Here is a 22020-nt window from a genome sequence, read left to right as displayed (position 1 = left end):
GCCAGGGCCTGGGTTCATCAGGTGGCCGAGTTCTGGTAAACCTTGACGGCGCCGCCAACATCGATCAGGTTGCCACCCGAGCGCATGAAGGCGACGAAGCCCACTTGGCCCAGCAGGGTGAAAGCCGAATCGGTCATGCGGAACACGGTGAGGTCCATCACATCGCGCACGAAATACTTGCTCAGGTCGCCAAACGCGATCGACTTGGCATTGGCAGCCATCGGCGCCATGTGCTGGTTGATCGAGAAGGTGCGGCCCATGATGCGATCAGGAGCGCCGCCAGGGTTGCCAGTCTCGTAGCCAGGGACAAAGATCGGGCGGCCGTTGCCGTCCTTGATCTTGCGCAGGACCTTCAGCGAGTCATCATGGAACATGTACCGCGCCAGCGCGCGGTAAGCGGGGTCCACGCTGTGCTCCAGCTCCACCAAATCTTCATAGGTGATAGTGGCCGTGCCGCCAGTAGCGGCAGTTTTACCCACTGCAGCGGCAGTGATGAGGCCACGAGGCTGGTTCACACCGGTGCCAACCGTGTAGTGGCGGTTGGTGATGCGGCCAATGCGCAGCGCCAACAGCTTTTGCACGTAGGCTTCCAGGTTGAACATGGAATCCTGCAGCAGCTCAAAAGGCAGCGCGATCTTCTTGGACGAATACTTGAAGACCTCCATGGTGACATTGCCGAATGCGGTATCACCAGCACCCACGGCAGTGTTCTGGCCAACAATTTCGCCCTCTTCCGCCGTAGCGTCAGCCGTGGGGAAATTCATGGAAGCACCGGTAGCCGTCTGAAAGACGTGCGCCACGGGACGAACGCCGCCGATCTCCTTCATCGCCTCGATCAGTTGGCGGTTGTACTCAGTGGCCACGGTGTAGCCGCCCTCGGTGCCCGTCGTAGTGGACATGGCCTGGCGAATCTCGGGGCTCTGGCGTGCAACCATGGCCTGGCGCTGCTCAGGCGTCAGAGCGGACAGGCCACCGGCCAGCATGGCGCGCAACGCTTGGGCTTCATTGGAGCGACCGCCGTTCACGGTCGCAGCATTCATTGCAGCCTCGTGCTCGGCGTGTTCGTCGCCCGCCACCTGGTTCACGCGGTTCTCGCGGGTGATCTCGGCATCGATGGCCTCGATCTCGTTGAGCACGGTATCCAGGGCATTGGCATCATCGGCCGTCATGCGCTGGTCGGCGTTGTATTTGCCGTTCAGGGTCTGCGCATCTTTAGCCTTGGCATCGCGGCGCGCACGGAGTTGAGCGAGTTTGCTCATGGATATACCTCATTTCAAGTAATAAAAAAGCCGCCTGGTGGGCGGCTGGGCTCTGGTGCGCGATGCGCTCAGATTCGGGTCATGAGGCGCAAGCGCTGCTGCTGCCGCGCGCGGTGGTCCTCGGTGATGTATTGGGTCGTGTTCTCAGGTGGCTGCTCTGTCTTTGGCTCGGCCGTCTGCTCGTTGTCCTGCGGGCCTTGCCATGGATCCTTGGGTGCATTGGCATAAGCGGACAGGTTCCAGCCGCGCAGCGCTTTGCCGCTGGCTTTGGCGTCCACACCCAACACGCGGTCCACGAAACCAGCGCTCACAGCCTCAGCAGCGGTGAACCACGTTTCAGCCTTGCACCAGGCCTCGATCTGGTCACGCTTCTGGCCGGTGCGCTGTTCGTAAGCGTCGTACATGGTGCCGTCACACTTGCGCAGCAGCTCGGCCACCTGGTCGAAGTCATCTGCATTTCCCATTGCCACGGTCCAGGTCTGATGGATCATGTACTTGGAGGCTTGCGTGGCCACCACCTCGTCACACGCGCAGGCGATGGCGGTAGCGGCGCTGGCCGCGTAGCCCTCGATTTGCATGGTGATATTGGCCTTGTGCTCGCGCAGCGCCTGGCACATAGCCTCAGCCGCGAAAACGTCACCGCCTGGGCAGTTGGTGTAAATGGTGATCTCGTCAGCGTCCAGCGAGCGCAGCGCCGGCACAAAGTCCTGCGGGCAGATACCACCCCACCACTCGGCCGTCAGCCGGTCGCCCACAATCGGGTCGTAGAGGTAGAGGGCTGCTTGCGAGCCCTTGGCCACAATGCGCTGCTCGATAGGCGTGTATTGGCGCTTGTTGTCCTGCAGGAACTGCAGCAGCTTATTTCGATTCATCGTTTTTCCCCTCTTTCTTGCCTGGGTTGCGCTGCAGAGCCGCGTTGGCCGGCATGTTCTCTTTGCGCCGAACCTCGTCAGCACTCATAAATGGCAGTTCGCCCGACCGGCCCATGGCAATGCGGTAGGCCTCATAACGGGTTTTCAGATCAGCTCGCTCCAAGGCCTCAACCATGTGCTCCACAAACAGACGCTCGCGCACCGGCCAAAACTTGCGATTCAGCTCCTGCTTGATCGGCGTCAGATGCCGCTGCAGCGTGTACCGCACAAACCCGATACCTTGCTGCTCGATACCGGTTCCGAAGCTCGATTGCTTGTCTGTGTGGCCGATCATGTGCGGCGGCACGCCCAGAATGCGGCTGATCTCCTCGACGCCGAACAGCCGGGTGGCCAGGATCTCGGCATCCTTGCTATTGATCGACAGCTGCGCCGGCTCCAGTCCGCCCGAGAGGATCAGCGGACCACGGCCGCCGTTCTGCGCACGCACCAGCAACGAAAGCTTGAGTTCCTGCAGCTGCTTGTCGTTCAGCCGCCCGGGGGCCTTGAGCGCATAGTCGATGTTGGCACCGCCCGCGAAAAAGCGGCCGCTGTAGTCCTGGGCGGCGATCTGTGCCCCAATGGCATCTCGGCCGGCCCGCAGGATCGGACTTGGACTGCGCAGACCGTCAAACCCCATGCTGGGGAAATGCAGCACATCGGCGCTGTCCAGGGTGTACTGCGGCCCGCCGTCTGCTGGCGTGATGCGATACAGCACCTTGTCACCCTTGCGGAAAGGATCCACATTCAAGGGATGGTGCGGCTGGAGCGCGATCACCTTCGAGCTGCGCATGCTCGAGCGCACCATTTCCGCGAAGCCATCGCCCTCGAACAGCTTGGAACTGGTCATGTACTCCCAGAACGTGAACGCCGACCAAACGTCGTTAGCGCTCTCATTGAGCATGTACCAGTACTCGTGATCGAATTTTTCCCGTGTTTCTCGCTCGTAGATCGAAATAGGCAGCGAGGCAACCGCGCCTGATACCAGCGCCACGGCGGCATACACCACTGAGACTCGCATGGCAGTCTCGCGGGTCACGTTGACTCCCGCCACAGAGCGGTTGGCCGAGCCAAGCAGGCTGGCCAACTCTTCCATGGAGACGGATCCCGGCGGCATATCGCTCGCAGCCAGGATGCCAGCCCGGTCAAACCCGCCTTCGCGGGCCGCTAGCCAGTCACCCAGCACCCGGCTGCCGTGACTGTTGGCAGTCAGATTAAAGGTTTGCGTCATGGCTAATCCAATGTTTGAATGGCCGGGCCCGATTTGGACTCCGGATTGAGCGCCATGAGGTACACAGCATCGAAAAGGGCCATCAGCAAGTCGATCTTGCCGACGCCGCTGGCGGCCTTGGTGATCGTCACCGCGTTGCCCTGCAGCACCGTCTTGGCGTTACCCACACACCAAGCCAGCAAGGCCATGCCTCCATGCACCAGCTTCTTGGCGGCCACATGGCGCTCGGCAGTCTTGATCGCTCCATTGAGCTGGTAGCCCTGCGGGATGGCCACTACCTGGTCGGCTTCCACCGGGCCAGGTTCGTCGTCAGTCCCCACCAGGGCGTCATAGATAGCTCCCAGGCCCAGGCGGTCAACGCCCACTTTATCCAGCAGGCCTGAATCGACAATCTGCTCAACCAGCGCCACCACCTCTTGAACGTCCTGGCCAACCTCAGCCACCAGCACCAGGTCACCATCCTTAATGAAGTCCTCATACCTGGACGCCTCAGATTTACGGCGCTCCAAAGCAATGGGATGAATCCAGCCCCTGCCCCAGGCGAGCCATCGACCGGTGTCGATCTCGCGGCCGATTACCGACAGGCCCAGCAAGTCGTCCAGGCCGCCGCCGTCAATGCCGACCTCCACAACCTCGGATCGCGCCAGCAGTTCTTCCAGCGAGAAAACTGGGATGGCGGCAGCCAGCCAGAAGTCAGCTCCGCTCCAGCGGTCAGAGCGCAGGTTCATCCCCACCTCGACGTTCATATGCTTGGCAAAGAACTCCTTGAGGCCCTTTTCACCCTTTTTCTGTGCCTGGCTGTAGAGCTGCTCGATGCGCTCCACATCCACCGATGCGCCCCAGTTGGGATTAGTCACATAGGCATTGCTGAGGTCCTTGTGGGCTCCTGCCTCCAACATAGACTTGGGGAACTCATAGATCACCGGCAGAAATTTCCGGTCCACTGTATTGCCGTCACGCACATCACGGGCATAAGCCAGCTTGTCCTTGAACTCACCCGCTGGCGGCTCCTCGGATTGCGTGGTGGCAAAGATCACAAAGCCCTCAGGCCGAGAGGTAAGCCCACCGGTAGCCTCAAGCAGCATGTTTGAGGCCCGGGCCTTCTTGCCAAACTCATGAAGCTCGTCCACGAACACAAACGAGGCCTTTTTGCCGGTCACAGTGGCCTCATCGGCCGCCACAACCTTCAGGAACGCGCCCGTTTCCTTGTGGGTGATCAGCTTCTGGTAGTCGCGGACATCCAGCAGATCCTTCAGCTCATCGTCCGCCTTGATGATGGCAGACAGCGGCTTGTAACTGTTGTTCGCCACCTCGACAGTGGGGCTCAGAATCAGCAGCTCAGCCTCATCTCGCCAGTTCATCAACAAGGCGGTCAGCATGATCGCCGCAGCAATCGTGGACTTCGCGTTTTTCTTGCTCACCATGAGGAAGAACTCATTGATCAGCCGGCGCCCCTCTGGGCTTTCCGCACCGAAGATGGCGCGCACCAGATCCCTCAGCCAGGGCCTGGCCACTTCGCCAATGGTCGGGTGCCCTGCAATGTCGGTCAGCCGAAACTGGCTGCAGATAGCCCAAGCCTCATCTGCTACGTCCGAAAACAGCGGGGGGCTGACTATGAGGCTATCGCCTCGGACAATCCGGTCCTCCCAGTCAATGCACGCAGTTGTCCATTCCATGGCTCATCTCCTCCGCCATGAATGGCTAAATTTTCTTGCCCCCGGATGCCACCAGAGAAACGGTCTGGCCAGCAGGCGGCGGCCGGCGGGCAAACTTCCCGCTGCTGACAGCCTTCTTGCGGTCCTCTGCCTCTTGGCGCTTGGCGCTCATCTCGCCCTTTTTGGCGTGGCAGTACGGCGCAGCTTGGATAGCCATCTGCCGGCGTGTCGCAGGCTCCTCATTTGGATTGCGCATCACCTCCAGCATGTAATCCAGCGGCGTTAAGGCGCTGAGGTCGGCTGGCTTTGGAGCTTCCGGGGGCCGCTCTTGGCCAAACGGCCATTCGGGATTGGTTTTGTACCCCTCGCCATCTACTTGCGCCGGATTCGCCGGGGCGGGCGGCGCTTTCGCTGTCTTGGGGTTCGTTGTGGGCTGTTTCTTTGGTCGGCCAGCCCCAGGCCGCGCGCCACCTCTTGGCATGGCGACCCTCCTTTGATTGTTTGAATTCACCCCCTATGGAATTCATACGGGGGCATTTTTGTGCGAATGCGGAACAGGGCGGTTTCCGTCGAGGGCCTCCTAGCCTTTGGTGGCGTACCCCCATGCCGGGCATGCCCCTCCGGCTTGCCAGATCGCGTCAGGTTGGCTTTGCTCGTGGCAGCCAGTCATCGGGACTATTCCACTTTGGTTTGCAATTCTGGGCCCGCCTGATCGGGGGCCTCGCCCGGCAAGTGCACGTAGGCCTTAATGGTGATGGTCCGAGGTGAGTGGTTGACAACTACTGGCTCAACAACACCATCGACCAATTGCACCCCAAAGTAGATAGGACTGCGCTCCCGCTCTGTGCAGTGAGCGCTTATATAGCAACTTTTGTCGCCTTCAATCTGGTCCGCAAGTTCGCGGAGAAATGCGGCAAACACCTGGGTATCACTGATTTGCATACCGAGAATTATGCATATGCCTTCAGATTGAGGCCGTCCTTGCCCTATCCGCAGCTTCCCGCTTCGTCTTGGCCGCGTGGTGCGGGATGCATCGGGTTGCGTAGTTGCTCTCATCGTCTGCCCCGCCCCGCCACAGGGGGATGATGTGATCGACCTCCTGGCCTGCCGCCACCTTGTTCTCGGCCTGGCAGTCGCAGCACAGCGGATTGGCCTGCAGCCACCTATCCCGCTTGGTCATCCACTTGCGGCCACGGGTGCGGGGGGTTGCAGCGATACGTGGGGCCCTGGCGATCTGCCGTGTCTCCGCCATCTGGATGCGACTTGGCGGTGTGTTGATTCTTGCCATAGGCTCTCCCTGTAAAATCTCGTTACATCGATGTAGGAGTTGGATATGTTTAATCGCCTCGCCCCCATTTTGTTACTGCTTACTTGTCGGGCCGCAAATGCGTACACGGGAAATGAGTTGTACACCGACCTTAGGGAGTTGCGCAAAATTACTGACGGCCAACCCTCAAAAGCTGCGATCAACGTAGGTAAGGCGACTGGCTATGTTCAAGGCCTTCGCGACATGGGAGATGTAATTGGCCTCTTCTGTACACCGAACCAAGCACCTCTTAGTCAGGTGATTGATGTTGTATTCGTTTATCTGGAAAAAAATCCAAAGGATCGTCATGACACCGCGTTGATATTAATCAATCATGCACTGGTCAAGGCCTTTCCTTGCCCTGCAAAAAAATAGACATTTGGCGGCAGGAGTCATCGGGATTTGCTCCTGCGTTAGCGTCCAGCATCTTCAAGGCTGAGGTCAACATTGGCAGAGCTGCCTTAGGAGTCCCCATTGAAACTCTGGGCCAGCCCAATAATTTAGCCTTATGATTCAGCCTTTTGACGTTTGAGGAGGGCCGTGCGATGGGCATATTTAGCGACTGGTTTAAAAATGCGGCGACAAGGGCCGCAACTTCAGATGCTCACCGTCTATTGTCTGTTGTCGAGTCTTACGGCCTGATGGAGAGGACTCAACTACGTGCTGCGACAAACACAGCGTTCGCTTTCATCGTGGAGGACTGTCGGTCACACTCCATCAGCACTTTCGAAAGGGCTGTTCCCCTTCTTTATGACGAGGGCTCTTACGACAATCAGCTCGCAGGAGAGATCAGTAAGCTGAATTTGCGGCTGATTGGCGTTCAGAAACAACTTCATAAAAGCCCTGACGAAGTAAGTCAGTTGATAGCTAGCGGTATTCCGATTTGGCTACTCTCACTCCGAGCGGCGATAAATATCGAGCTATTGCCTCATGCCCGTAGAGCTTGGAATCTCATCGACCAAGTTGACCATGACTACCTCCAAGATTTCCTTGACAGAGTATCGCTAAGCTTGGAGCCCAAACCCTTAGCCGTTGCAGTTAGCCGCGCCAGTAGATTGCCGATCCCCTCTTCCTTCATTCCCAAATGATTTACAAGGTCGCAGGGGCTAGGCTCCAAGTGTGCAGGTCGCGTGTGAGGAGAGCCCGCTCTGCGGTAACTGGCTCTGAAACAATATGTACTTTTCGCTAGAATTACTGATCAATTACTTTGACCGATCATGAAAAAGCTACTCACACTCATCTTGGCGCTGGCCTTATTCGGCTGCGCATCATCTGGCCACAAGTTCAGCATCAAGCAAGCCAATGAGATTCAAAACGGCATGACGCGAGAGCAGGTGGTCCAGATCATGGGAGGAAAGCCGAACTCCATCACCAACCAAGGTAAGACGTTCATCTGGTCTTATGCCAAGGTCAACGGCTTCACGGGAGGACATCGCAGTCGCGCTGTAAAGATTGATTTCGATGAAAACAACCTGTCTTATGGAATTCCACAGGGCGGCGTATACGGCGATACAGAAAAATTCCAATAGCCCCATCAGACAACCCTCATGGGCTGGGGTTGCTGTTCGCTTCTTCAAGCACTGGGAAGCTCTCAGTAGGAGATGCCGCACCTTCATATCGCTCGGGTGCGGGCCGCGCTTGCTGCAGCTGGACATGAAAAAACCCCGCACTAGGCGAGGTATGCAATGAAAATTCGGAAGACTATTTCCCTGAATTTCCGGGTTCGACCGTGCCCCGTTTGACATGGATTTCGAATGGCCCAACGGTCAGTCGATCACCACCATGCAAGACCTTCCGCTTGATCTTGATGCCGTTCATGAGAATCCCGTTAGAGCTGTCGTGATCTTCGATCATCAACACTCCGCGTCGGAAAGAGAACGCTCCATGATCCCGGCTGACACTGGGGTCATCCATGCAGATCTCGCTGTCTAGAAATCGCCCAAAGGTCGTGAAACCATCCTGCAAAGTGAACGAGCGAAGCATCTTTGCTTCTTCATGAGATACGACAATTTCGGGCAACATTCGGCATCCAATATGTGAAGGCGTCACCGTAAGCAGTGGAGGCCTTTAAAACGAGTGCCCTATTCTCGCTCTATTGGTAAATGGACATTGATAACAATAATGAAAGCTGGAACGAAAAGAGCCCTCCGAAGTGGAGAGCTCAATCACTGAGCATTTGCAAACACTGCCGCCTCCACATAGGATATGCGACTCTGTGCTGTTGCTCAGTCAATGGGGTGACTGTACCACACAAATCGGGCAAGCGCAACGACTCGATCCGTAGTTTTTCAGCGTCATTGCGCCAGCCTCAACAACTGCCGCCTCCCAGGAATCAAAGAATCTCGTTCGGTGGATAGCGTCGCCCTGGCGCACTTCGCAAACAGTCCTTCCATTCAGCCCCATGAGCTGGACCTGCCAGCCAGCTTGCTCTAGGACATGCTTCAACTGCGCTCCGGTGATCGGGCTAGAGGCGGGCTGGATATGCTCCAGGCTCCAAGCTCGGGCGAGCACGTCATCCGGTAGCCTGCCCACTCGGCTGTAACCCGAGATGACAATCTCTCGCCGGCAGCCCCAGCAACGACTGCGCCAACCAATATTTCGATCTAGCCACACGCTCCGGTTCTCATGGAGACAGTGGCCCAGGTAGTGGACATTGACCAGGCGCTCAGCCTCGCTCAGTGGTCGCTCCTCACGGTTGGCGCAGCTCATGTCACGCCCCCCTGTTGATCAGCATCTGACGCGCATCACGCAGCAGATCGGCTAGGCCCTGCAGGCTGGTGCCCAGCTTCTTGCATGCGCGGCCTGGGCTGGCTTCCTTGCTGCGCGGGTCAATCACATAGCACCAGTTCAATGCGGCACGGTGCTTCTCAGGCAAGCCGGCCACCGCCTTGGCAACCTTCGCCGCGTCCATAGAGTCCATCAGCTCGGGCGCGACATCACCCGGCTGACGCAGCTGAGGCTGACGAGGCATGCCACGGAACATGGGGCATACTTCGCGGCGCTTAGGACCATGGCACCAGCGCCCCCAATTGGCTAGGCGTGCATCCATTGCACGATGCTCAGGCAACACATGGGTGATGTCCACATAGCCCCGGCCGCTGCGGCGCGCTGGGGTGGATAGTGCTGCTGTCTCTGCAAAGTTCATTCGGGCTCCGTTTCGGTTATTGGGGATGGGTAGCGCCAGCTGGTCGCTGGCTCAGGGTGTTCATGACAAGGGTTGACGCCGTTCGGCATTCGTCCTCAGACCCCAGGTGGATGGGCACCCAGTCAGAACAGGCGTTCTCGACGTAGGCCCGGCGGTTGCACTTGAGCATTGACTCCACTGGCTCTACATGCAGCGCTGATTGGGTTTGGCTCCACAGGAGCACATGCGTTGCCTCTGCTGGCTTAGTAGTCATCGGGATACCTCTTGTGCGCCCGTGTGGCGCCGGTGGTGTTGGTGTTACTGGTGAGGGATTCGGTGGATTCGGACCAACGCTGATACTTGCCCTCGAAGTGCAGGGCCATGTCGCTCTGCCCTAAGTCCCGGCCCTTGATGGCGCCGAGTCCCTTGATGGATGGCTCATCGATGTCGCCCTTCTTGTGGTCCCACAGCACCAGCACAATGTCGGCGTCCTCCTCGATGGCACCGCACTCCTTCAGGTCGGAAAGCTGGGGCTTGGGGTTGGAGCGCTTTTCCACCTCCCGATTGAGCTGGGACAGCAGCGCGATGGTGATGCCCAACAGGCCAGCCAGGCGCTTGAGGTTGCGGGTGATCTCTTCGAGCTGTACGCGGCGATCTTTGCGCTCATCAGTGGCGGCCATCAGCTGCAGGTAGTCGATGACCACCAGCTTGACCTTGTGCTTGCGCACCAGCTTGCGGATCTTCGCGGAGATCTCTGCCAGGTTTACGCCTGGGCAAAACTCGAAGTACAGCGGCAGATCTCGCACGCGCTCCATGGCGTCGGGCACTCGGCCGTAGTCATCAGGGCTGAGCTTGCCCGTCTTGAGCAGGCGCAGCGGCACCCGGCCGAGATTGGCCACCGTGCGGCGCATCAGCTCCTTCTCGTTCATTTCCATACCCAGGAATGCGGAGGGATAGCCCCGCTCTGCCTGGTTGAGCGCCAGCTGCTGGGCAAAGGACGACTTCCCCACGCTTGGCCGCGCAGCTATGACGATCAGCTGCCCGTCATATGTGCCGCCAGCCAGGATGTAGTCCAGCTTCGTAATGCCCGTCTCGCGCCCCAGTACGGCCTTGCCGTCTGCCAGGTCCTCCAACTCGTCAAGGAAAGGGATGGTCAGCTCACCGACCGACTTCGCTTCGGAGGTCATGCGCTCATCAGCGATGGCATCAAACAGCGCCACAGCCTGACCAGAGATTTCTTCGGCTGAGAGCGATTTATCCTTGAGCAACTCGCCCACCTTTGCCGAGGCATCCGCCACCCGGCGCAGCCGGTGCAGGTTGGCAACAATGCGAGCATGGTGCGTGACCATCCGCACCGAGGCGAAAGAGCCGGTCAGGTTGTTGAGGTAGCTCGGCAGCCCGTCTGCATACGCATCATCGACCTTGCCCTGCAGCTCCTGCAGAACCACCACGGGGTCAACATCGCGGCCCGCCAGCACCAGCCCCTCCACCCCGCTCCAGATGCTCTTGTGCAGTGGATGAGCGAAGCTGCCGGCCGACACATGACCAGCGGCCTGGTCAAAGGCCTCTGCGCCGCCGCTCAGCAGCGCTCCCAGAACGCTCTGCTCCGGAACAAGCGACGGGTCTTTCCACATGGGCACCGCCTCAGCGGGGAACTGCGATTCAAAGTCTTGCATGTCAAAGCCACTTCTTGCGTTCATCGTTTCTCCTTGCGGTGGCTTTCCCAGGCGCAAACGTGCATCTCAGCACCATCGCGCAGCCGGTCGAATGCCCGGGGGCCCAAGACTGGCCTCACATCCTTGGCGTGCAAGTTGGACAGCACCACAGTGGGCCGGCCCAGCTTGTAGCGGCGGTCGATCACATCGAGAATTTGGGTGCGCTCGGCCTCCTTGTCGAAGCCCACACCGACCTCATCGAGCACCAACAGGCCAATCTCGCCCAGTCGGTCAATCACCTCGCTCTCGGTTTCGGCGTCTTCGTCACGATTGCGCCCCCAGGTAGCGCGCAGCATCCGCACAATCTCCCGGGCGCTGTAGATCGCAGCAGGGATGCCGCGCTCACGGATGAGGTGGCTCACGATTGCGCTGCCAAGGTGCGTCTTGCCGGTGCCAGGCGGCCCGATAAGCCACAGATTGCGGCTGCCATCCAGGTCCACGGATTCAGCAAAGGCCTGGCACGCAGCAAGCACGACCGTTTGTGCGGGCTCCCTTGCCTCGTAGTTGTCGAACGATGCGCGCAGCATGCGGCCTTCCATGCCGCTGCTGTCAATCAGTTGCGCCAGCACCTGGCCAGCCTCTGCAGCTTTTTCCCGCTGACGGTCCAGCGCCTCTTGCGCCTGAATCTCCGCCTCCACGCAGCCCCAGCAACGCGTCCAGCGGCCTGTCTCTGCGTTCACGCGGGAGGTGTAGTCCCCATGGGTGGGGCAGTTTTCATTTCGTGTATCAGTCATCCCCAGCTCTCCGCACCTTCGTAGTAGCCCTTATCGAATTCCTGCTGCTGGGTGCCAGCTGTCGGCCCGCCTCCAGAACGCTTGCCAACAGCTCGCATACAGGCAGCCTTCATGTACTGCGCTGGGTCTGCCGGCCTGGCCACCACAGCGGCTCTCACTGCCTCTACCACCACCCCCTCCCCGTAGTCCTTCACAAGCTTGCCGACAAAGCTCCCGCACTGCGCCTTCGGCATGCCGGCCTGCATCAACAGCGACTTCCCTGCCTTCCAAAGCTCATCCTTCGGCAGCTCTGTTGGCAGACCGGCGGCATCGCCGCCCGTAGCGTTAGCTACGGTGTTATTTATCTCTTCTCTTCTCTTCTCTTCTCTTTCTCTAGCTCCGCTACTTGGCGGATTTCGTCCGAATCCTGTCCGGCGTTTGTCCGCTTGTTGTCCGCATCAGATGCGGACGGCTTGCGCGAATTTGCTTTTCTCTGGGCTTCTGTAGCGCGACGCTTTGCGGACGCCCCGTTGTGTTCGGTGAAGTTTTCCAAGCAAACTCCCTCGGGCCTTTCCGCAAGCCATCCGATTTCGCACAGGGCTTTTCCAAGACCAGGCACGCCCGTTTTGCGGTCGATCTGCCGCAAGGTCAGGCCAGGCATCAGGCCGTCTTCAGTGTGTTGATCAGCAGTAGTCCACAGCCAGTAGAGCCCGCCGATTACTGCCGCCTCAGTGGTCTCGGTGGCGTCCACCAAAGCGGCCACCCGTGGGTCATCCCACAGATTGCCGCGCATCTTGATCCAGTCACCTGCCATACTCAGCCCTCCCTCTCCAGCGCCTGGCGCTTGGCAGCGCGGATTGCGCGGATCAGGGCATCCACGTTGGTGACTGCCACGAAAACATTGCTGGAGGCACTCTGCAAATCAGAAGGCTCCTGGGTGATGACGATTTGGCCGCCCTGGGCGAATGAGACTTGAATCTCGTCTTGCTGCTGTACTGCTATTGGCATGTGTCCACCACAAAATGAAGGAACACCACAGATAGAAGGCCAGCGGCCGGCAGGTGGTGGATCTGCTGTGCGGGAGCTACCCTGGCCGCTGGCATAACCTTTAAGCCGCAGCGTCAGCGCGCACAGCGCTCTTGCCTTGTTTGTGCTTTGCTTCCACGGTCTGGATCAGCAACTGGACCGCAGCCAGCGCCTCTGCAGCTTCCTTATGGATGCGGGCCAGGTCGTTGTCTGAGATCACGCCATCTGCATCGCCTTCCAGTGCGGCGCTGACCACATGAGACAGCTCCTGCGTGACGCTGGAAATCGAGCGATGCACGCATGGGCCGCCTTCCATCTCGACCACGGGCAAGCGCACAAAGCCTCCGCCATCGGCCGCAATCGCATTCACAAAGTCATGGCAATGAGGCGTGTTGGCCTCGATGCAGATTTCAGAAATTAGCGTGGCGGTGCTCAGGCCCAGCTTGAACTTCGGATCGCCAGACAGCTCCTTGCGCAGCACCTCGGCGGTCTTGCCGACCCGGGGCGCCAGGCTCTCGTAACCGCCTGGGTAGTTCTTGGCCATCTGGCGCAGTGCATCTTGGGGGTTCATATCCGTTACCTCTGTTTCTGGATGTTGTTCAACTGGCGCAGCTTTCAGATACTGGCTGCATGAAAACGCAAAACACCTCCGCCACCGCCCGCCGCCCGCAACTGCTGGGCAAGCAGATCCACAACAGCATGCGAACCAGCGTCACCACCAACGTTGATGCAGATGGGCGCACCACTCGCACGCTCCAAACCTCATGCTTAGAGGTGAATTGGATAAGCGGGGAGGCAGTCATTCGGTTCACGGGTAGCCGGGTGGAAATGGCGAAGGCTGCGGCCTAAGCGGTGGCTGGCTCGATGAGATCTGGCCAAATCAGATGCCAGTCGTTGGGCCGAAGATCTTTGCGGCTGACCTTTCCAGCGGTCAGTCGCTCGATGCGCAGGCAGTAAATAACTGGCACTTGCTTCTTCCATTGCCAGACAGCAGCCTTGGTGACACCTAAGGCCACCGCTAGAGCTTGTTGAGAGCCGACCACTTCGGCGGCGGTGTCAATTGGGTTTTGCATCGCCAGAGGATAGCATTTCTAGACTTTACAGGCAATATATTCTATCCACATTGTGTAAAGTATTTCTATACGATTGCTATATGGAACTTAATGACTGGGTGCGCGCGGCTCGCAAGCACGGAAAACTCACACAGGAACAGCTTGGTGAAGCTGTTGGGCGCACTAAGGCCAACGTCGGTCATTGGGAGAAAGGCCTGCACTCGCCTAGCTTTGAGATGGTTCAGCGCATCGCAGATGTCACTGGCTATCCGGCACCAAACTCAACCACAGCTCCAGAAGCAAATGCAGATGAAGCGCCCAAGCTGCGCCAGGCTCGCGCCATCCCTGTAGTGGGAAGCGTTAAGGCCGGTGATGATGGCTACCTTGAAGAACTGCAATACCCAGTTGGACATGGGGAAGGCTTCGTGATGTACTGGGCCCAAGATCCTGGTGCGTATGCACTGAGAGTCAAAGGCGACTCAATGCACCCACGGTACAGGGCTGGCGAGTTTGTAGTGATCACCCCAAATATCGAAGCACAGCCCGGCAGGGATGTAGTGGTGGCGCTGAATAATGGCAAGAAGTTGCTGAAGCTGCTCAACTGGTCGCGGGATGGCGAGGTGCAGCTGCTGAGCATCAACAATGGGTACACGCCAATGACCATCGACATGGTCGACATTGATAAGATCCATCGCGTGGCAGGAAGCGTGCCACCCGATGCGTTTGAACCTTATTGATGGAATCGAGGGGACATGAAAAAGTTTGCTATCACAATTGCTGCAACAGCAGCTCTTACAGGATGTGCGACCGGGCCAACGCCGCTAGATCGCTTGCAGTCTGCGGCTTACCAACAGGTTGTTCTGTACTCCAGTGAGTCTCAGATGTTTCTGGACAGTGGGAAGTCTCAGGATGATCTGAAGGCAAGCGCTCAGGAAGCAATCGCGCGCAACCTGAAAGATCCAGCTGCTGCTCAGTTTCGCAATGTTCGTGTGATGCATTTCACCAATGGCAAAGTTGTTTGTGGAGAGGTCAACGGTAAGAACAGCTACGGCGCATATGTTGGCTTTAAGCGATTTGCCGCAAGCAACAACTCTGGGACCATTGAGTCCACCGGCAACCGATATCCACACATCGATGTGGCAGCAAATTCCGGAATTGACGCCGCCTGCTTCTAGGTTGAAATCACTTCACCTTCAAGCCGCCTTAGGGCGGTTTTTTGTTGCCTGAAAGAAATCTATCTCCCTTGTGAACCGCACGCAGCCACGCAGAGACTATTTTTTCTATTCATCAAGGGATAGGTTAGCTTGACATTAAGGATAGATTCACTATACTTCAACCGTCGCAGCAACAAAAAGCGATCCAGCCACCCCGAAGCGATTGGTATGCGTAGGGACCTAAGCCGGTGAATCACCGCTGGCAGCTGGAGGCCAGGCCCAACACACCGGGATGACCACGCAGAAGTTGCAACAGGCGATGGGTGCCAGTGATCGAGCGAGCCCCCCTCCAGGTCTTTAAAAAGTCAGGCGCCGATGTTGCGTGCCCCGCCTGTGGGGCATTCGTCCGGCCAATTGCATCAGCGGGCACGGCCGCTGCTCTGCGCGGTGCCCAGCCGTAGCCCTGCAAGGCTCAATTGGTGAGGTGAATGCGACCGAGAACAGGAACGGCAATGCTGGTTGGAATCCCAGCACGCCTGCCCGGAGCGTATCCGGGCGGGAAACCCAAGCCTTGTGACAGAGGGCTTAGGCCTCCTCTAGATAGATTTGATAGAAATCAAACAAAGAAACGATAGCTAACATTTAAAGCACACGCATCATGAAATAATCTATCGAACTCAAACCATCGACACAAAAATATCAATGAACGATTCGGCCAAGATTTCCAGTTTGCTGTCCACGCGCACTACGCGGAGGCTCGCAAGAGCTGGCATAGACACCATTGAACAGATCCGGGCGAACTACCCCGAACGACTGTTGCGCGTCGAAGGATTCGGCATCACCTCTCTTCGCGCCGTTGAGGCAGCATTCTTCCCTGATCAGAAATTTGATCCGAAGGCAAGGAAGTACGAGAGACACGTAAGTGCATCCGCAGCATCTATCCAAAACGATGCCAAGAGTCTGGCCTAGCCCCTCAGCAGGTGGCCCGCGCCTTGCGACAGAAGACTTAGGTTTTAAATCTATAACGGAAGAATCTGCCAGGCTGAGCCGATGCCAAAGGCTGCTTTGCACTTCGGGCAGGACTCGGAGATTACTGGGATAACGTCGCTGCAGTTTGGACAGGTTCCTTTTGGAGCGCTTTCAAGTAGTGCTCTGTCACTAGCATGTTTCAGAGCCTTTAGATCCCGTACCTCTAGAACCGGGTCCTTCCAATCCGAAGTGACAGTCAGCCGGCGCAGTGCAGCACCATGCGCTTCTCGATCTATAGCTCCTGCCGCCAACTGGTTATCCAGAATGTTTGTTCTATTAGCAATCCAACTGGGCTCCAGACGGCGCAGCTTCACAAAGACAGGCGCCAGCGCGATCCTCAGAGCACTAGGCTCCATCCCCGAATAGTGAAGGTGGATCTCGCCGAAGTTGGCTATGAAAGTGAGGAAGGTATGGATTTTCGTGCGTGTGGAAATGAGATTCAACACCGCAGCTATCGCCATTCCTTGAAGCGCTCCCTCGACTCCAAATCCACCCCCGACAAACCCGCCCCCTGTAGTGACAGAACCCGGGCCCGAGATATTTAGTTCGGCAAGCTCAGCATAGCTAAACAAAGCACTTCGTCCTGGCCCAATAAAGTTCACTGCCCCCTCATCAAACTGCACGCTCAAGGTGCCCCCGGCAGCAAACGGAAAGCCGTTAGCGCCCAAGACCGTGCATCCCTCCAAGCGAAACTGACCCTCAGCGGACATCGACATTTCGTAACCTCCTGTATCCGGAGATTATGCCCTTGGAGTATTCGTTTAATCGGTTTTCGCCGGTCCATGCGCGTCCTCCTCCGCGCTTGGTTCGCCCTTCAGGGCCCGGCACCCTTCAACCCAGCCCGCCCCTGAGCGGGCATTTCCATTTCTGGAGCCCAACATGGCTGAAAACAACTCTTCCGCTCCTCTCCGCTGCGGCAGCTGCGGCGGCCCCGTAGAACGCGAACCACAGCCAGGCGAAGGCCTGCCCTGCGGCCACTGATAACCCGCCCACCCGGGCACTGACAACGGAGCCGCAATGGCCGAACAAATCACCCTCGCCTACCGACTTTTCACCATGCGCCGCTGGGCCGGCGCCAGCTGGGCCACGGCTGCAGCCTGGGCCTGTGGCCTGGTCTGGGGCAACGTGCGCAACGACGGCCGCGCAGAAGTTGAACGCGCTGTCCGCCAGCGCCTGTAAGGACACCAGGACCGATAACCAAGAATTCCGCGCCCTCTTCTCACTTCCTCCCATCGCGCTCAGCGCCAGCACAGCACTGGCCACCGTGCAGACGCCCGCGCCAAAGAATGAAACCGGCGACCGTGAGCTCGACGCAGTGCTATGGCTGCGCGATTGCATCAAGACGGCACACCCGGCGCTGATCGAGAATGCGCTGGAGGCCTTCAAGAAGATCAAAACACCCGCCAAGGACCTTGAACGGCGATACAGCGACTACCTGGTGCGAGCAAGTGGCGGCAACGCTTTGGCAGCTGTATTCGGTGGCTTTGACTTTGCCAACCTGGAGGACTTAGCCCAATCGTCCGTCAAGAAAAAGGCTCGCCAGGATGAGGCTCTAGCTCGCTTTGGAAGTGAGAAGGCGCTATTCGAGATGACGCCAGCGGAGACGCTCTGCAAAAAGGCCGTGCGGGGACTCAAGCGCGATAAAGACTGGGGCGTGTACGACCTAGAGGAAGCAGCTGCACGCTTCGCCAAGCACCCAGAGCTTGTGCCGCATACGCTCTCTGACTGCCTCTATGAGCAGGACTACTGGGACTCGCTCTACTGGCTGCGCAACATCTTTTCTATCTACACCAGTGACGCCGATCCTGCCGGCCGCGCACACGACGATTACTGCTTTGCAATGCTGGCCAAGATCCCACCACGCTCCAAGGATGAAGCGCTGCAGGTGTACCAGCACCTGGAGGACAAAGACGGGATGGACCGCAACGAGACCCCGGACATTCTGCGCAACCTGATTGCCGGCGGCTGGCAAAAGGTTGCCCTTTGCAGCCGCAGTGGATCATGACTTCTTCTTGGAAACCTCTGGTGCGACGACAGGCCTGGGAGTTCTTAGACGGCGCCCCTTTGGCTCCACAGGAGTAACTGTATTGGACGGGGCTCCAGCGGCCCAATCGGGTACTTGAGAAATATCGGGCATGTCCGGAGGACCGTCTGCATACGACTCGAAGACGTTTGCTAGAAACGAAGCCCTTCTGATCAAAGCCGCCATCTCTGCAAACAGCTCCTTGGGATCCTTCTCGCGGTATTCACCATCCGGATCCAGCGAACCAATGCTTTTTGGTGCCTGAATGTAAGCCTCTGGAGCCTTGAGCCCTTTTTCAAGTAGGAACACAAGTTGTGCATTGAAGCTACGGCCAGCTTTGTCAGCGGCCGCATGTATGACCTTGTGCAGATCAGGAGGGACCCGCAGCGCGGTCCGGATGTAGTCGTCTTGTGCCATACCCCGATTCTATGCGACGGCTTCAAAATGGTGTTGACACCAAAATGAAGCCGAAGTACATTAAAAACCAGCTTCAAAGTGAAGCCGATCAGGAGTGATCTATGCAAACTCAACAAGATCAGGTCACCTTCACCCTAAGAGTGCCCATTGCATTGCAGGCAGCTGCCAAGGCCCATGCGAAGCAAGAGCACATCAGCTTGAACAGTCTGATCGTTCGTCTATTGGAGCGCGAAGTCGCGCAGAAAGGAACCCCATGAAAGTGACAACAGATAGCACCGTGACCCCGCAGATCACGGTCGATACCGAGCGAGACGATGCCTTCAAGCTCGGCGAAGAGACGGCCCACGAAACCTGGATTCAGCACTGCGAGGGCGACACCGTGGATGAAGCCTCGTTTCACATGGCCACCACTGTCATGGAGCAATTCGTGATGGAAGACCGGGAGAACGCGACCGCTTACGCCTATGGCCTGATCCGCGAGCTGCTGCGCAAGTCCCGCAAGCCCGAGGGCACCCCCGCAAACCTGGAAGGAGTACCGCAATGAGCAATATCGTCAAGATCAACGACACGGACCTGCAGGTGATCGAGTACCGGGGCCAGCGCGTGGCCACACTCGCACAGATTGATGAGGTGCATGCCCGTCCGGAGGGGACAGCCCGCCGCACATTCAATGAGCACAAACATCGTCTCGTTGAAGGTGAGGATTTCTATGAAGTGACTGCGGACGAAATCCGTACGCAGTCGCTGGGCGATGCTTTCGCGCCGCGCACTGCTAAGGGCATCTTGGTTACCGAGTCTGGCTACCTGATGTTGGTGAAGTCCTTCACCGACGATCTAGCCTGGCAAGTACAGCGCCAGCTCGTCACTGGTTACTTCCGCGCCCAGGAAGTTGCTGCGCCGCCCAAATCTGCCCACATTCGCGGCCGCACAGCGCTGGAGCAGGTGAAGCTCATTAACTTCGTCGGCGATGCCATCAAGAACGTACCGGGCATCCGACTTGGCCGACTGGCGGCTGCGAAGCTCAAAGCGTTCTCCGAGCAGACGGGCCTGGATTTCAGCGACTTTCGCCGCGCCCTCCCTGCACTGCCACTGGACCAGATGGTCCACTTGAACCCTACCCAGATCGGGCAGCGCATTCAAGAGCAGACAGGCCGGGCTAAGGTGAGCGGCCAAGCAGTCAACAAGGTGCTGCTGGCACTGGGCCTGCAGCGCAAAGTGGAGGACGGCTACGTTCTGACAGAGGCCGGCACCAAGTTTGGCGAGATCCACGACTACAAAGCCGAGAACGATCATTCCGGCCTGCAGATCGACTGGTATGAGTCTGTCGTCAACGTGGTGCGCGACAACTTGCCCGCCGAAACAACCAAGCGCAAGACCTCCAGCAGCCCCGCACAGTCTGGCCCACAAGGCTCTGCAGCGTGACCCACCAAAGCGAAACCCCTGAGCGCTCTGACCTGCTCAAGGGTTTCTAGACCCGCCACTCTTTCACAAGGACCGAATCATGTCCGAGATTATGACGCCTCCCAAAGCGGAGGCCAAGCGGAGCCCTGCGCGCCAGCAGGCTAAGCACGGCAGTCCAGTGCCGCCGCAACCCACAGAGGCCGAGCGCCTGCAGAAGGAAGCGCTAAAGATTCTTCACTACCTCTGCACCGAGTTGTCTGAGGCTGAGATGAAGGGTATGCCGGAAGCATTGGGTGCAGCAATAGATTGCGACACCGTGATCTTTCACCTGCTTAATCCTGATCAAGCTGACGGCCCTCCCATGGGAGCGCTCGCAAGCCTGGAACTGTTGCGCTCCCATGTGCTCACCACTTCTTCACTGATCGAAAAGGCCTCACGCCCAGACATGCCAGTGGCCATAGCAACTGCAGCTGTGCTTGAGCATATCGACCAATATGCGGAACGCCTGCACGCAGCAATTGCAGGCCTGCCAGGCACGCTGGAAGCTCTCCGGGCCTTGACCACCTTCGCTGGCATCAGGACATTCCGCGACCGCCCGATGCCGCCGATCCGCCGCATTGAGCCACCGCCACTGGGGAAGACCCATGCTCAACAGCGCCGAGTGCTTGAGTTCGTCGCCCAGCAGGCAGGCACCGTGAACGAGCTGCTCATGCAGATGCAGGCAGACTCAAAGATCGGCTACGAGAGCCAAGTGTTGCTTGGTGGGGCTCAGGCCATTACCCAATACATCGGCGCTGCTGCAGATGATGCCCTGGGTGGCGACATCGTCGGGGACTTCGAGCGTTGGACCTATGGGCCCAATTTCGCAGAAGCGGGAAAAGGAGTGCAAGCATGAATGCCGTTCTTGAAAAGCCACCTGCAAAAGCTCGCGGCCGCAAAGTGGCATCCTTCGCACCAGTTCCTGCGCAAACGCCAGCGAATTCAATTTTGGAAGACTCAGCCCTGTTTGCAGAAGTTGGAGACTTCTTGGCGCAGGCCAGTGGAACCGATGAAGATCATGCATTCAGCGGAGAGTCCGACCGGCTGCTTTCCATTGGAGCCATGATCGCGTTCGATGCCGCCAAAGGTCACTTCTCGAACTCGAATGCGGAGAACACCGTCTACGACATAGCGGCATGCATAAATTCTGCACGGCTTGTACCTGGCGATGACGAATCAGTGGAGCGCACGCTGCACATCAACAACGCCGCGGAGCGCCTGGCGATCATTGCCGGCATGCCTGTGCATCAAATGATCTTCACCGATGTGCCACGGCCAAGTCGGGAGGCTGCGCCAGCACCAAGTCCCACTCCACTCGATGGAAAACAATTCTCTCAAGAGCAACTGAAAGAGTTGTTTTGGCAGGCTCATTTGCACATGGACTGCGCCCGCCATGTCCTCAACCACTATGCCGACGAAGCTGGTGAGGATGTAATTTTCGCCTTCCGGGATCTTTTGAACGCTTATCTCAGCGAGACAGAGGCGAGGCTTGACCGCGATGAAGTGGGAACCCTCACGAAAGGCGACCTTCCTGACGCGTCTACTTCCATCTGCAAGTTACTCACTCTGACTGTGCCATACGCAACTGAACACGATGACGGCGTGCTGCACGGGGTGAATTACCTGCTCACAAGCGCCAAACGGATCACTGATGGTGATTTGGGAGTTCTGGGATGAGCAGCGGGACAACGAAAAAACTGCAGGCCGGACAAAAGGCTGCGGGCCCGACCAAGTTGGCCAAGGTTGAGACGGTAGCCCTTTGGCATGCCGTCAACTGGATGGCAATCGTATTGCGCGAATGGAAGCGCGACGGGTTCAAGAATGAGCAGGACCAAGCACAGCATGAGGTGCAAAGCCTGCACCTCACCACCGCAAAGCGGGCGCTGAGCAAGGTCAATAAGATCCGAAAGGAGCCATGATGGTCGCACGATTTGTACGTATCGTCAAATTCTGCGCAGAGACTGGATA

31 protein-coding genes are annotated in these 22020 nt (G+C 58.1%); 14 read left to right on the top strand and 17 right to left on the bottom strand.

Annotation, left to right across the window (positions count from 1 at the left end; genetic code table 11):
* Positions 1 to 17: 17 nt before the first annotated feature.
* From WH367_RS19325 to WH367_RS24375, 7 genes are all read right to left on the bottom strand, one after another.
* Positions 18 to 1259 carry a phage major capsid protein gene (locus WH367_RS19325; RefSeq protein WP_339537283.1) on the bottom strand — a complete coding sequence of 414 codons (1242 nt, stop codon included), beginning with the start codon at positions 1257 to 1259 and terminating at the stop codon, positions 18 to 20.
* 68 nt (positions 1260 to 1327) lie between these two features.
* Positions 1328 to 2131 (bottom strand): head maturation protease, ClpP-related, encoded by an 804-nt coding sequence (locus WH367_RS19320; RefSeq protein ID WP_339537282.1) that lies wholly within the window; start codon positions 2129 to 2131, stop codon positions 1328 to 1330.
* On the bottom strand, positions 2118 to 3398 hold the full coding sequence (locus WH367_RS19315; RefSeq protein ID WP_339537281.1) for a phage portal protein: 1281 nt from the start codon (positions 3396 to 3398) through the stop codon (positions 2118 to 2120). The genes WH367_RS19320 and WH367_RS19315 overlap by 14 nt, the downstream gene beginning before the upstream one ends.
* Before the next feature lie 2 nt (positions 3399 to 3400).
* Positions 3401 to 5074, bottom strand: a complete 1674-nt coding sequence (locus tag WH367_RS19310) for a terminase large subunit (protein ID WP_339537280.1) — start codon at positions 5072 to 5074, stop codon at positions 3401 to 3403.
* 25 nt (positions 5075 to 5099) lie between these two features.
* Complete coding sequence (locus WH367_RS19305; protein ID WP_339537279.1) at positions 5100 to 5321, bottom strand: hypothetical protein; 222 nt, start codon at positions 5319 to 5321, stop codon at positions 5100 to 5102.
* A gap of 407 nt (positions 5322 to 5728) precedes the next feature.
* The gene (locus tag WH367_RS19300) at positions 5729 to 5995 is read right to left on the bottom strand and encodes a hypothetical protein (RefSeq protein ID WP_339537278.1); all 267 of its coding nucleotides are present in this window, start codon (positions 5993 to 5995) and stop codon (positions 5729 to 5731) included.
* A 22-nt stretch (positions 5996 to 6017) separates the two neighbouring features.
* Positions 6018 to 6233, bottom strand: coding sequence for an HNH endonuclease (locus tag WH367_RS24375; protein ID WP_445228135.1), 216 nt, complete (start codon positions 6231 to 6233; stop codon positions 6018 to 6020).
* A gap of 153 nt (positions 6234 to 6386) precedes the next feature.
* Here WH367_RS24375 and WH367_RS19295 point away from each other — a divergent pair, with 153 nt between their 5' ends.
* Both WH367_RS19295 and bamE read left to right on the top strand, forming a co-directional pair.
* On the top strand, positions 6387 to 6734 hold the full coding sequence (locus tag WH367_RS19295) for a Rap1a/Tai family immunity protein (RefSeq protein WP_339537276.1): 348 nt from the start codon (positions 6387 to 6389) through the stop codon (positions 6732 to 6734).
* 842 nt (positions 6735 to 7576) lie between these two features.
* A complete protein-coding gene (bamE, locus tag WH367_RS19290; protein ID WP_339537274.1) occupies positions 7577 to 7888 on the top strand; it encodes an outer membrane protein assembly factor BamE domain-containing protein in 312 nt (103 codons plus the stop codon).
* Positions 7889 to 8060: 172 nt separating this feature from the next.
* Here bamE and WH367_RS19285 read toward each other — a convergent pair whose 3' ends face one another.
* From WH367_RS19285 to WH367_RS19255, 7 genes are all read right to left on the bottom strand, one after another.
* A complete protein-coding gene (locus WH367_RS19285) occupies positions 8061 to 8381 on the bottom strand; it encodes an FHA domain-containing protein (RefSeq protein WP_339537273.1) in 321 nt (106 codons plus the stop codon).
* 688 nt (positions 8382 to 9069) lie between these two features.
* The gene (locus tag WH367_RS19280) at positions 9070 to 9330 is read right to left on the bottom strand and encodes a hypothetical protein (protein ID WP_339537272.1); all 261 of its coding nucleotides are present in this window, start codon (positions 9328 to 9330) and stop codon (positions 9070 to 9072) included.
* Between the two features lie 416 nt (positions 9331 to 9746).
* Positions 9747 to 11183, bottom strand: a complete 1437-nt coding sequence (locus WH367_RS19275; RefSeq protein WP_339537271.1) for a replicative DNA helicase — start codon at positions 11181 to 11183, stop codon at positions 9747 to 9749.
* Positions 11180 to 11932, bottom strand: a complete 753-nt coding sequence (locus tag WH367_RS19270; protein WP_339537270.1) for an ATP-binding protein — start codon at positions 11930 to 11932, stop codon at positions 11180 to 11182. The genes WH367_RS19275 and WH367_RS19270 overlap by 4 nt, the downstream gene beginning before the upstream one ends.
* 340 nt (positions 11933 to 12272) lie before the next feature.
* Positions 12273 to 12725: a hypothetical protein gene (locus WH367_RS19265; RefSeq protein ID WP_339537269.1), complete on the bottom strand. Its 453-nt coding sequence runs from the start codon at positions 12723 to 12725 to the stop codon at positions 12273 to 12275.
* Between the two features lie 2 nt (positions 12726 to 12727).
* A complete protein-coding gene (locus WH367_RS19260; protein ID WP_339537268.1) occupies positions 12728 to 12919 on the bottom strand; it encodes a hypothetical protein in 192 nt (63 codons plus the stop codon).
* A 100-nt stretch (positions 12920 to 13019) separates the two neighbouring features.
* Positions 13020 to 13508 (bottom strand): phage regulatory CII family protein, encoded by a 489-nt coding sequence (locus WH367_RS19255; RefSeq protein WP_339537266.1) that lies wholly within the window; start codon positions 13506 to 13508, stop codon positions 13020 to 13022.
* Positions 13509 to 13567: 59 nt separating this feature from the next.
* Between WH367_RS19255 and WH367_RS19250 the strand changes: the two genes are divergently transcribed.
* Positions 13568 to 13786, top strand: coding sequence for a hypothetical protein (locus tag WH367_RS19250; protein WP_339537265.1), 219 nt, complete (start codon positions 13568 to 13570; stop codon positions 13784 to 13786).
* Here the strand turns inward: WH367_RS19250 and WH367_RS19245 are convergent.
* Positions 13783 to 14010, bottom strand: coding sequence for a transcriptional regulator (locus WH367_RS19245; protein WP_260719100.1), 228 nt, complete (start codon positions 14008 to 14010; stop codon positions 13783 to 13785). The two genes, WH367_RS19250 and WH367_RS19245, sit on opposite strands and share 4 nt — an antisense overlap.
* 80 nt (positions 14011 to 14090) lie before the next feature.
* Between WH367_RS19245 and WH367_RS19240 the strand changes: the two genes are divergently transcribed.
* The 3 genes from WH367_RS19240 to WH367_RS19230 all read left to right on the top strand — a co-directional run bounded on the left by WH367_RS19240 (position 14091) and on the right by WH367_RS19230 (position 16112).
* Positions 14091 to 14726, top strand: coding sequence for a S24 family peptidase (locus tag WH367_RS19240; RefSeq protein WP_339537264.1), 636 nt, complete (start codon positions 14091 to 14093; stop codon positions 14724 to 14726).
* Positions 14727 to 14741: 15 nt separating this feature from the next.
* Positions 14742 to 15164 carry a hypothetical protein gene (locus WH367_RS19235; RefSeq protein WP_313330287.1) on the top strand — a complete coding sequence of 141 codons (423 nt, stop codon included), beginning with the start codon at positions 14742 to 14744 and terminating at the stop codon, positions 15162 to 15164.
* Between the two features lie 681 nt (positions 15165 to 15845).
* Positions 15846 to 16112 (top strand): DNA-directed RNA polymerase subunit alpha C-terminal domain-containing protein, encoded by a 267-nt coding sequence (locus WH367_RS19230; protein ID WP_339537263.1) that lies wholly within the window; start codon positions 15846 to 15848, stop codon positions 16110 to 16112.
* A 50-nt stretch (positions 16113 to 16162) separates the two neighbouring features.
* Here the strand turns inward: WH367_RS19230 and WH367_RS19225 are convergent, their stop codons facing one another.
* Positions 16163 to 16888 (bottom strand): hypothetical protein, encoded by a 726-nt coding sequence (locus WH367_RS19225; RefSeq protein WP_339537262.1) that lies wholly within the window; start codon positions 16886 to 16888, stop codon positions 16163 to 16165.
* Between the two features lie 301 nt (positions 16889 to 17189).
* On the opposite strand from WH367_RS19225, the gene WH367_RS19220 reads away from it, so the two are divergent.
* Together WH367_RS19220 and WH367_RS19215 are read left to right on the top strand one after the other, a co-directional pair.
* The gene (locus WH367_RS19220) at positions 17190 to 17351 is read left to right on the top strand and encodes a hypothetical protein (RefSeq protein ID WP_339537261.1); all 162 of its coding nucleotides are present in this window, start codon (positions 17190 to 17192) and stop codon (positions 17349 to 17351) included.
* Positions 17323 to 18177 carry a hypothetical protein gene (locus WH367_RS19215; protein ID WP_339537260.1) on the top strand — a complete coding sequence of 285 codons (855 nt, stop codon included), beginning with the start codon at positions 17323 to 17325 and terminating at the stop codon, positions 18175 to 18177. The genes WH367_RS19220 and WH367_RS19215 overlap by 29 nt, the downstream gene beginning before the upstream one ends.
* Here WH367_RS19215 and WH367_RS19210 read toward each other — a convergent pair.
* Positions 18172 to 18612 (bottom strand): toxin-antitoxin system HicB family antitoxin, encoded by a 441-nt coding sequence (locus WH367_RS19210; RefSeq protein ID WP_339537259.1) that lies wholly within the window; start codon positions 18610 to 18612, stop codon positions 18172 to 18174. The genes WH367_RS19215 and WH367_RS19210 overlap by 6 nt on opposite strands.
* 101 nt (positions 18613 to 18713) lie before the next feature.
* Between WH367_RS19210 and WH367_RS19205 the strand changes: the two genes are divergently transcribed.
* The 6 genes from WH367_RS19205 (at position 18714) to WH367_RS19180 (ending at position 21971) form a co-directional block, all read left to right on the top strand.
* Positions 18714 to 18869 carry a toxin-antitoxin system HicB family antitoxin gene (locus WH367_RS19205; protein ID WP_339537258.1) on the top strand — a complete coding sequence of 52 codons (156 nt, stop codon included), beginning with the start codon at positions 18714 to 18716 and terminating at the stop codon, positions 18867 to 18869.
* Positions 18866 to 19156 (top strand): hypothetical protein, encoded by a 291-nt coding sequence (locus WH367_RS19200; RefSeq protein ID WP_339537257.1) that lies wholly within the window; start codon positions 18866 to 18868, stop codon positions 19154 to 19156. Before WH367_RS19205 ends, WH367_RS19200 begins: the two co-directional genes overlap by 4 nt.
* Positions 19153 to 20034, top strand: coding sequence for an ORF6N domain-containing protein (locus WH367_RS19195; RefSeq protein WP_339537256.1), 882 nt, complete (start codon positions 19153 to 19155; stop codon positions 20032 to 20034). Before WH367_RS19200 ends, WH367_RS19195 begins: the two co-directional genes overlap by 4 nt.
* Before the next feature lie 79 nt (positions 20035 to 20113).
* A complete protein-coding gene (locus WH367_RS19190) occupies positions 20114 to 20908 on the top strand; it encodes a hypothetical protein (protein WP_339537255.1) in 795 nt (264 codons plus the stop codon).
* Complete coding sequence (locus WH367_RS19185) at positions 20905 to 21729, top strand: hypothetical protein (protein ID WP_339537254.1); 825 nt, start codon at positions 20905 to 20907, stop codon at positions 21727 to 21729. Before WH367_RS19190 ends, WH367_RS19185 begins: the two co-directional genes overlap by 4 nt.
* Positions 21726 to 21971: a hypothetical protein gene (locus tag WH367_RS19180; RefSeq protein WP_339537253.1), complete on the top strand. Its 246-nt coding sequence runs from the start codon at positions 21726 to 21728 to the stop codon at positions 21969 to 21971. Before WH367_RS19185 ends, WH367_RS19180 begins: the two co-directional genes overlap by 4 nt.
* Positions 21972 to 22020: the final 49 nt, after the last annotated feature.

Source organism: Comamonas sp. MYb21 (assembly GCF_037479395.1).
GTDB lineage: Bacteria > Pseudomonadota > Gammaproteobacteria > Burkholderiales > Burkholderiaceae_C > Comamonas.
The sequence above is the reverse complement of the archived record's forward strand: the minus strand, read 5'-3'. Positions and strand labels throughout refer to the sequence as shown.

What these genes read in the sequence shown, in the direction of transcription:
- WH367_RS19325 (WP_339537283.1), bottom strand. Translation starts at nt 1,259, where the DNA reads ATGAGCAAACTCGCTCAACTCCGTGCGCGCCGCGATGCCAAGGCTAAA.
- WH367_RS19320 (WP_339537282.1), bottom strand. Translation starts at nt 2,131, where the DNA reads ATGAATCGAAATAAGCTGCTGCAGTTCCTGCAGGACAACAAGCGCCAA.
- WH367_RS19315 (WP_339537281.1), bottom strand. Translation starts at nt 3,398, where the DNA reads ATGACGCAAACCTTTAATCTGACTGCCAACAGTCACGGCAGCCGGGTG.
- WH367_RS19310 (WP_339537280.1), bottom strand. Translation starts at nt 5,074, where the DNA reads ATGGAATGGACAACTGCGTGCATTGACTGGGAGGACCGGATTGTCCGA.
- WH367_RS19305 (WP_339537279.1), bottom strand. Translation starts at nt 5,321, where the DNA reads ATGCTGGAGGTGATGCGCAATCCAAATGAGGAGCCTGCGACACGCCGG.
- WH367_RS19300 (WP_339537278.1), bottom strand. Translation starts at nt 5,995, where the DNA reads ATGCAAATCAGTGATACCCAGGTGTTTGCCGCATTTCTCCGCGAACTT.
- WH367_RS24375 (WP_445228135.1), bottom strand. Translation starts at nt 6,233, where the DNA reads ATGACCAAGCGGGATAGGTGGCTGCAGGCCAATCCGCTGTGCTGCGAC.
- WH367_RS19295 (WP_339537276.1), top strand. Translation starts at nt 6,387, where the DNA reads ATGTTTAATCGCCTCGCCCCCATTTTGTTACTGCTTACTTGTCGGGCC.
- bamE (WP_339537274.1), top strand. Translation starts at nt 7,577, where the DNA reads ATGAAAAAGCTACTCACACTCATCTTGGCGCTGGCCTTATTCGGCTGC.
- WH367_RS19285 (WP_339537273.1), bottom strand. Translation starts at nt 8,381, where the DNA reads ATGTTGCCCGAAATTGTCGTATCTCATGAAGAAGCAAAGATGCTTCGC.
- WH367_RS19280 (WP_339537272.1), bottom strand. Translation starts at nt 9,330, where the DNA reads ATGCCTCGTCAGCCTCAGCTGCGTCAGCCGGGTGATGTCGCGCCCGAG.
- WH367_RS19275 (WP_339537271.1), bottom strand. Translation starts at nt 11,183, where the DNA reads ATGAACGCAAGAAGTGGCTTTGACATGCAAGACTTTGAATCGCAGTTC.
- WH367_RS19270 (WP_339537270.1), bottom strand. Translation starts at nt 11,932, where the DNA reads ATGACTGATACACGAAATGAAAACTGCCCCACCCATGGGGACTACACC.
- WH367_RS19265 (WP_339537269.1), bottom strand. Translation starts at nt 12,725, where the DNA reads ATGGCAGGTGACTGGATCAAGATGCGCGGCAATCTGTGGGATGACCCA.
- WH367_RS19260 (WP_339537268.1), bottom strand. Translation starts at nt 12,919, where the DNA reads ATGCCAATAGCAGTACAGCAGCAAGACGAGATTCAAGTCTCATTCGCC.
- WH367_RS19255 (WP_339537266.1), bottom strand. Translation starts at nt 13,508, where the DNA reads ATGAACCCCCAAGATGCACTGCGCCAGATGGCCAAGAACTACCCAGGC.
- WH367_RS19250 (WP_339537265.1), top strand. Translation starts at nt 13,568, where the DNA reads ATGAAAACGCAAAACACCTCCGCCACCGCCCGCCGCCCGCAACTGCTG.
- WH367_RS19245 (WP_260719100.1), bottom strand. Translation starts at nt 14,010, where the DNA reads ATGCAAAACCCAATTGACACCGCCGCCGAAGTGGTCGGCTCTCAACAA.
- WH367_RS19240 (WP_339537264.1), top strand. Translation starts at nt 14,091, where the DNA reads ATGGAACTTAATGACTGGGTGCGCGCGGCTCGCAAGCACGGAAAACTC.
- WH367_RS19235 (WP_313330287.1), top strand. Translation starts at nt 14,742, where the DNA reads ATGAAAAAGTTTGCTATCACAATTGCTGCAACAGCAGCTCTTACAGGA.
- WH367_RS19230 (WP_339537263.1), top strand. Translation starts at nt 15,846, where the DNA reads ATGAACGATTCGGCCAAGATTTCCAGTTTGCTGTCCACGCGCACTACG.
- WH367_RS19225 (WP_339537262.1), bottom strand. Translation starts at nt 16,888, where the DNA reads ATGTCGATGTCCGCTGAGGGTCAGTTTCGCTTGGAGGGATGCACGGTC.
- WH367_RS19220 (WP_339537261.1), top strand. Translation starts at nt 17,190, where the DNA reads ATGGCCGAACAAATCACCCTCGCCTACCGACTTTTCACCATGCGCCGC.
- WH367_RS19210 (WP_339537259.1), bottom strand. Translation starts at nt 18,612, where the DNA reads ATGGCACAAGACGACTACATCCGGACCGCGCTGCGGGTCCCTCCTGAT.
- WH367_RS19205 (WP_339537258.1), top strand. Translation starts at nt 18,714, where the DNA reads ATGCAAACTCAACAAGATCAGGTCACCTTCACCCTAAGAGTGCCCATT.
- WH367_RS19200 (WP_339537257.1), top strand. Translation starts at nt 18,866, where the DNA reads ATGAAAGTGACAACAGATAGCACCGTGACCCCGCAGATCACGGTCGAT.
- WH367_RS19195 (WP_339537256.1), top strand. Translation starts at nt 19,153, where the DNA reads ATGAGCAATATCGTCAAGATCAACGACACGGACCTGCAGGTGATCGAG.
- WH367_RS19190 (WP_339537255.1), top strand. Translation starts at nt 20,114, where the DNA reads ATGTCCGAGATTATGACGCCTCCCAAAGCGGAGGCCAAGCGGAGCCCT.
- WH367_RS19185 (WP_339537254.1), top strand. Translation starts at nt 20,905, where the DNA reads ATGAATGCCGTTCTTGAAAAGCCACCTGCAAAAGCTCGCGGCCGCAAA.
- WH367_RS19180 (WP_339537253.1), top strand. Translation starts at nt 21,726, where the DNA reads ATGAGCAGCGGGACAACGAAAAAACTGCAGGCCGGACAAAAGGCTGCG.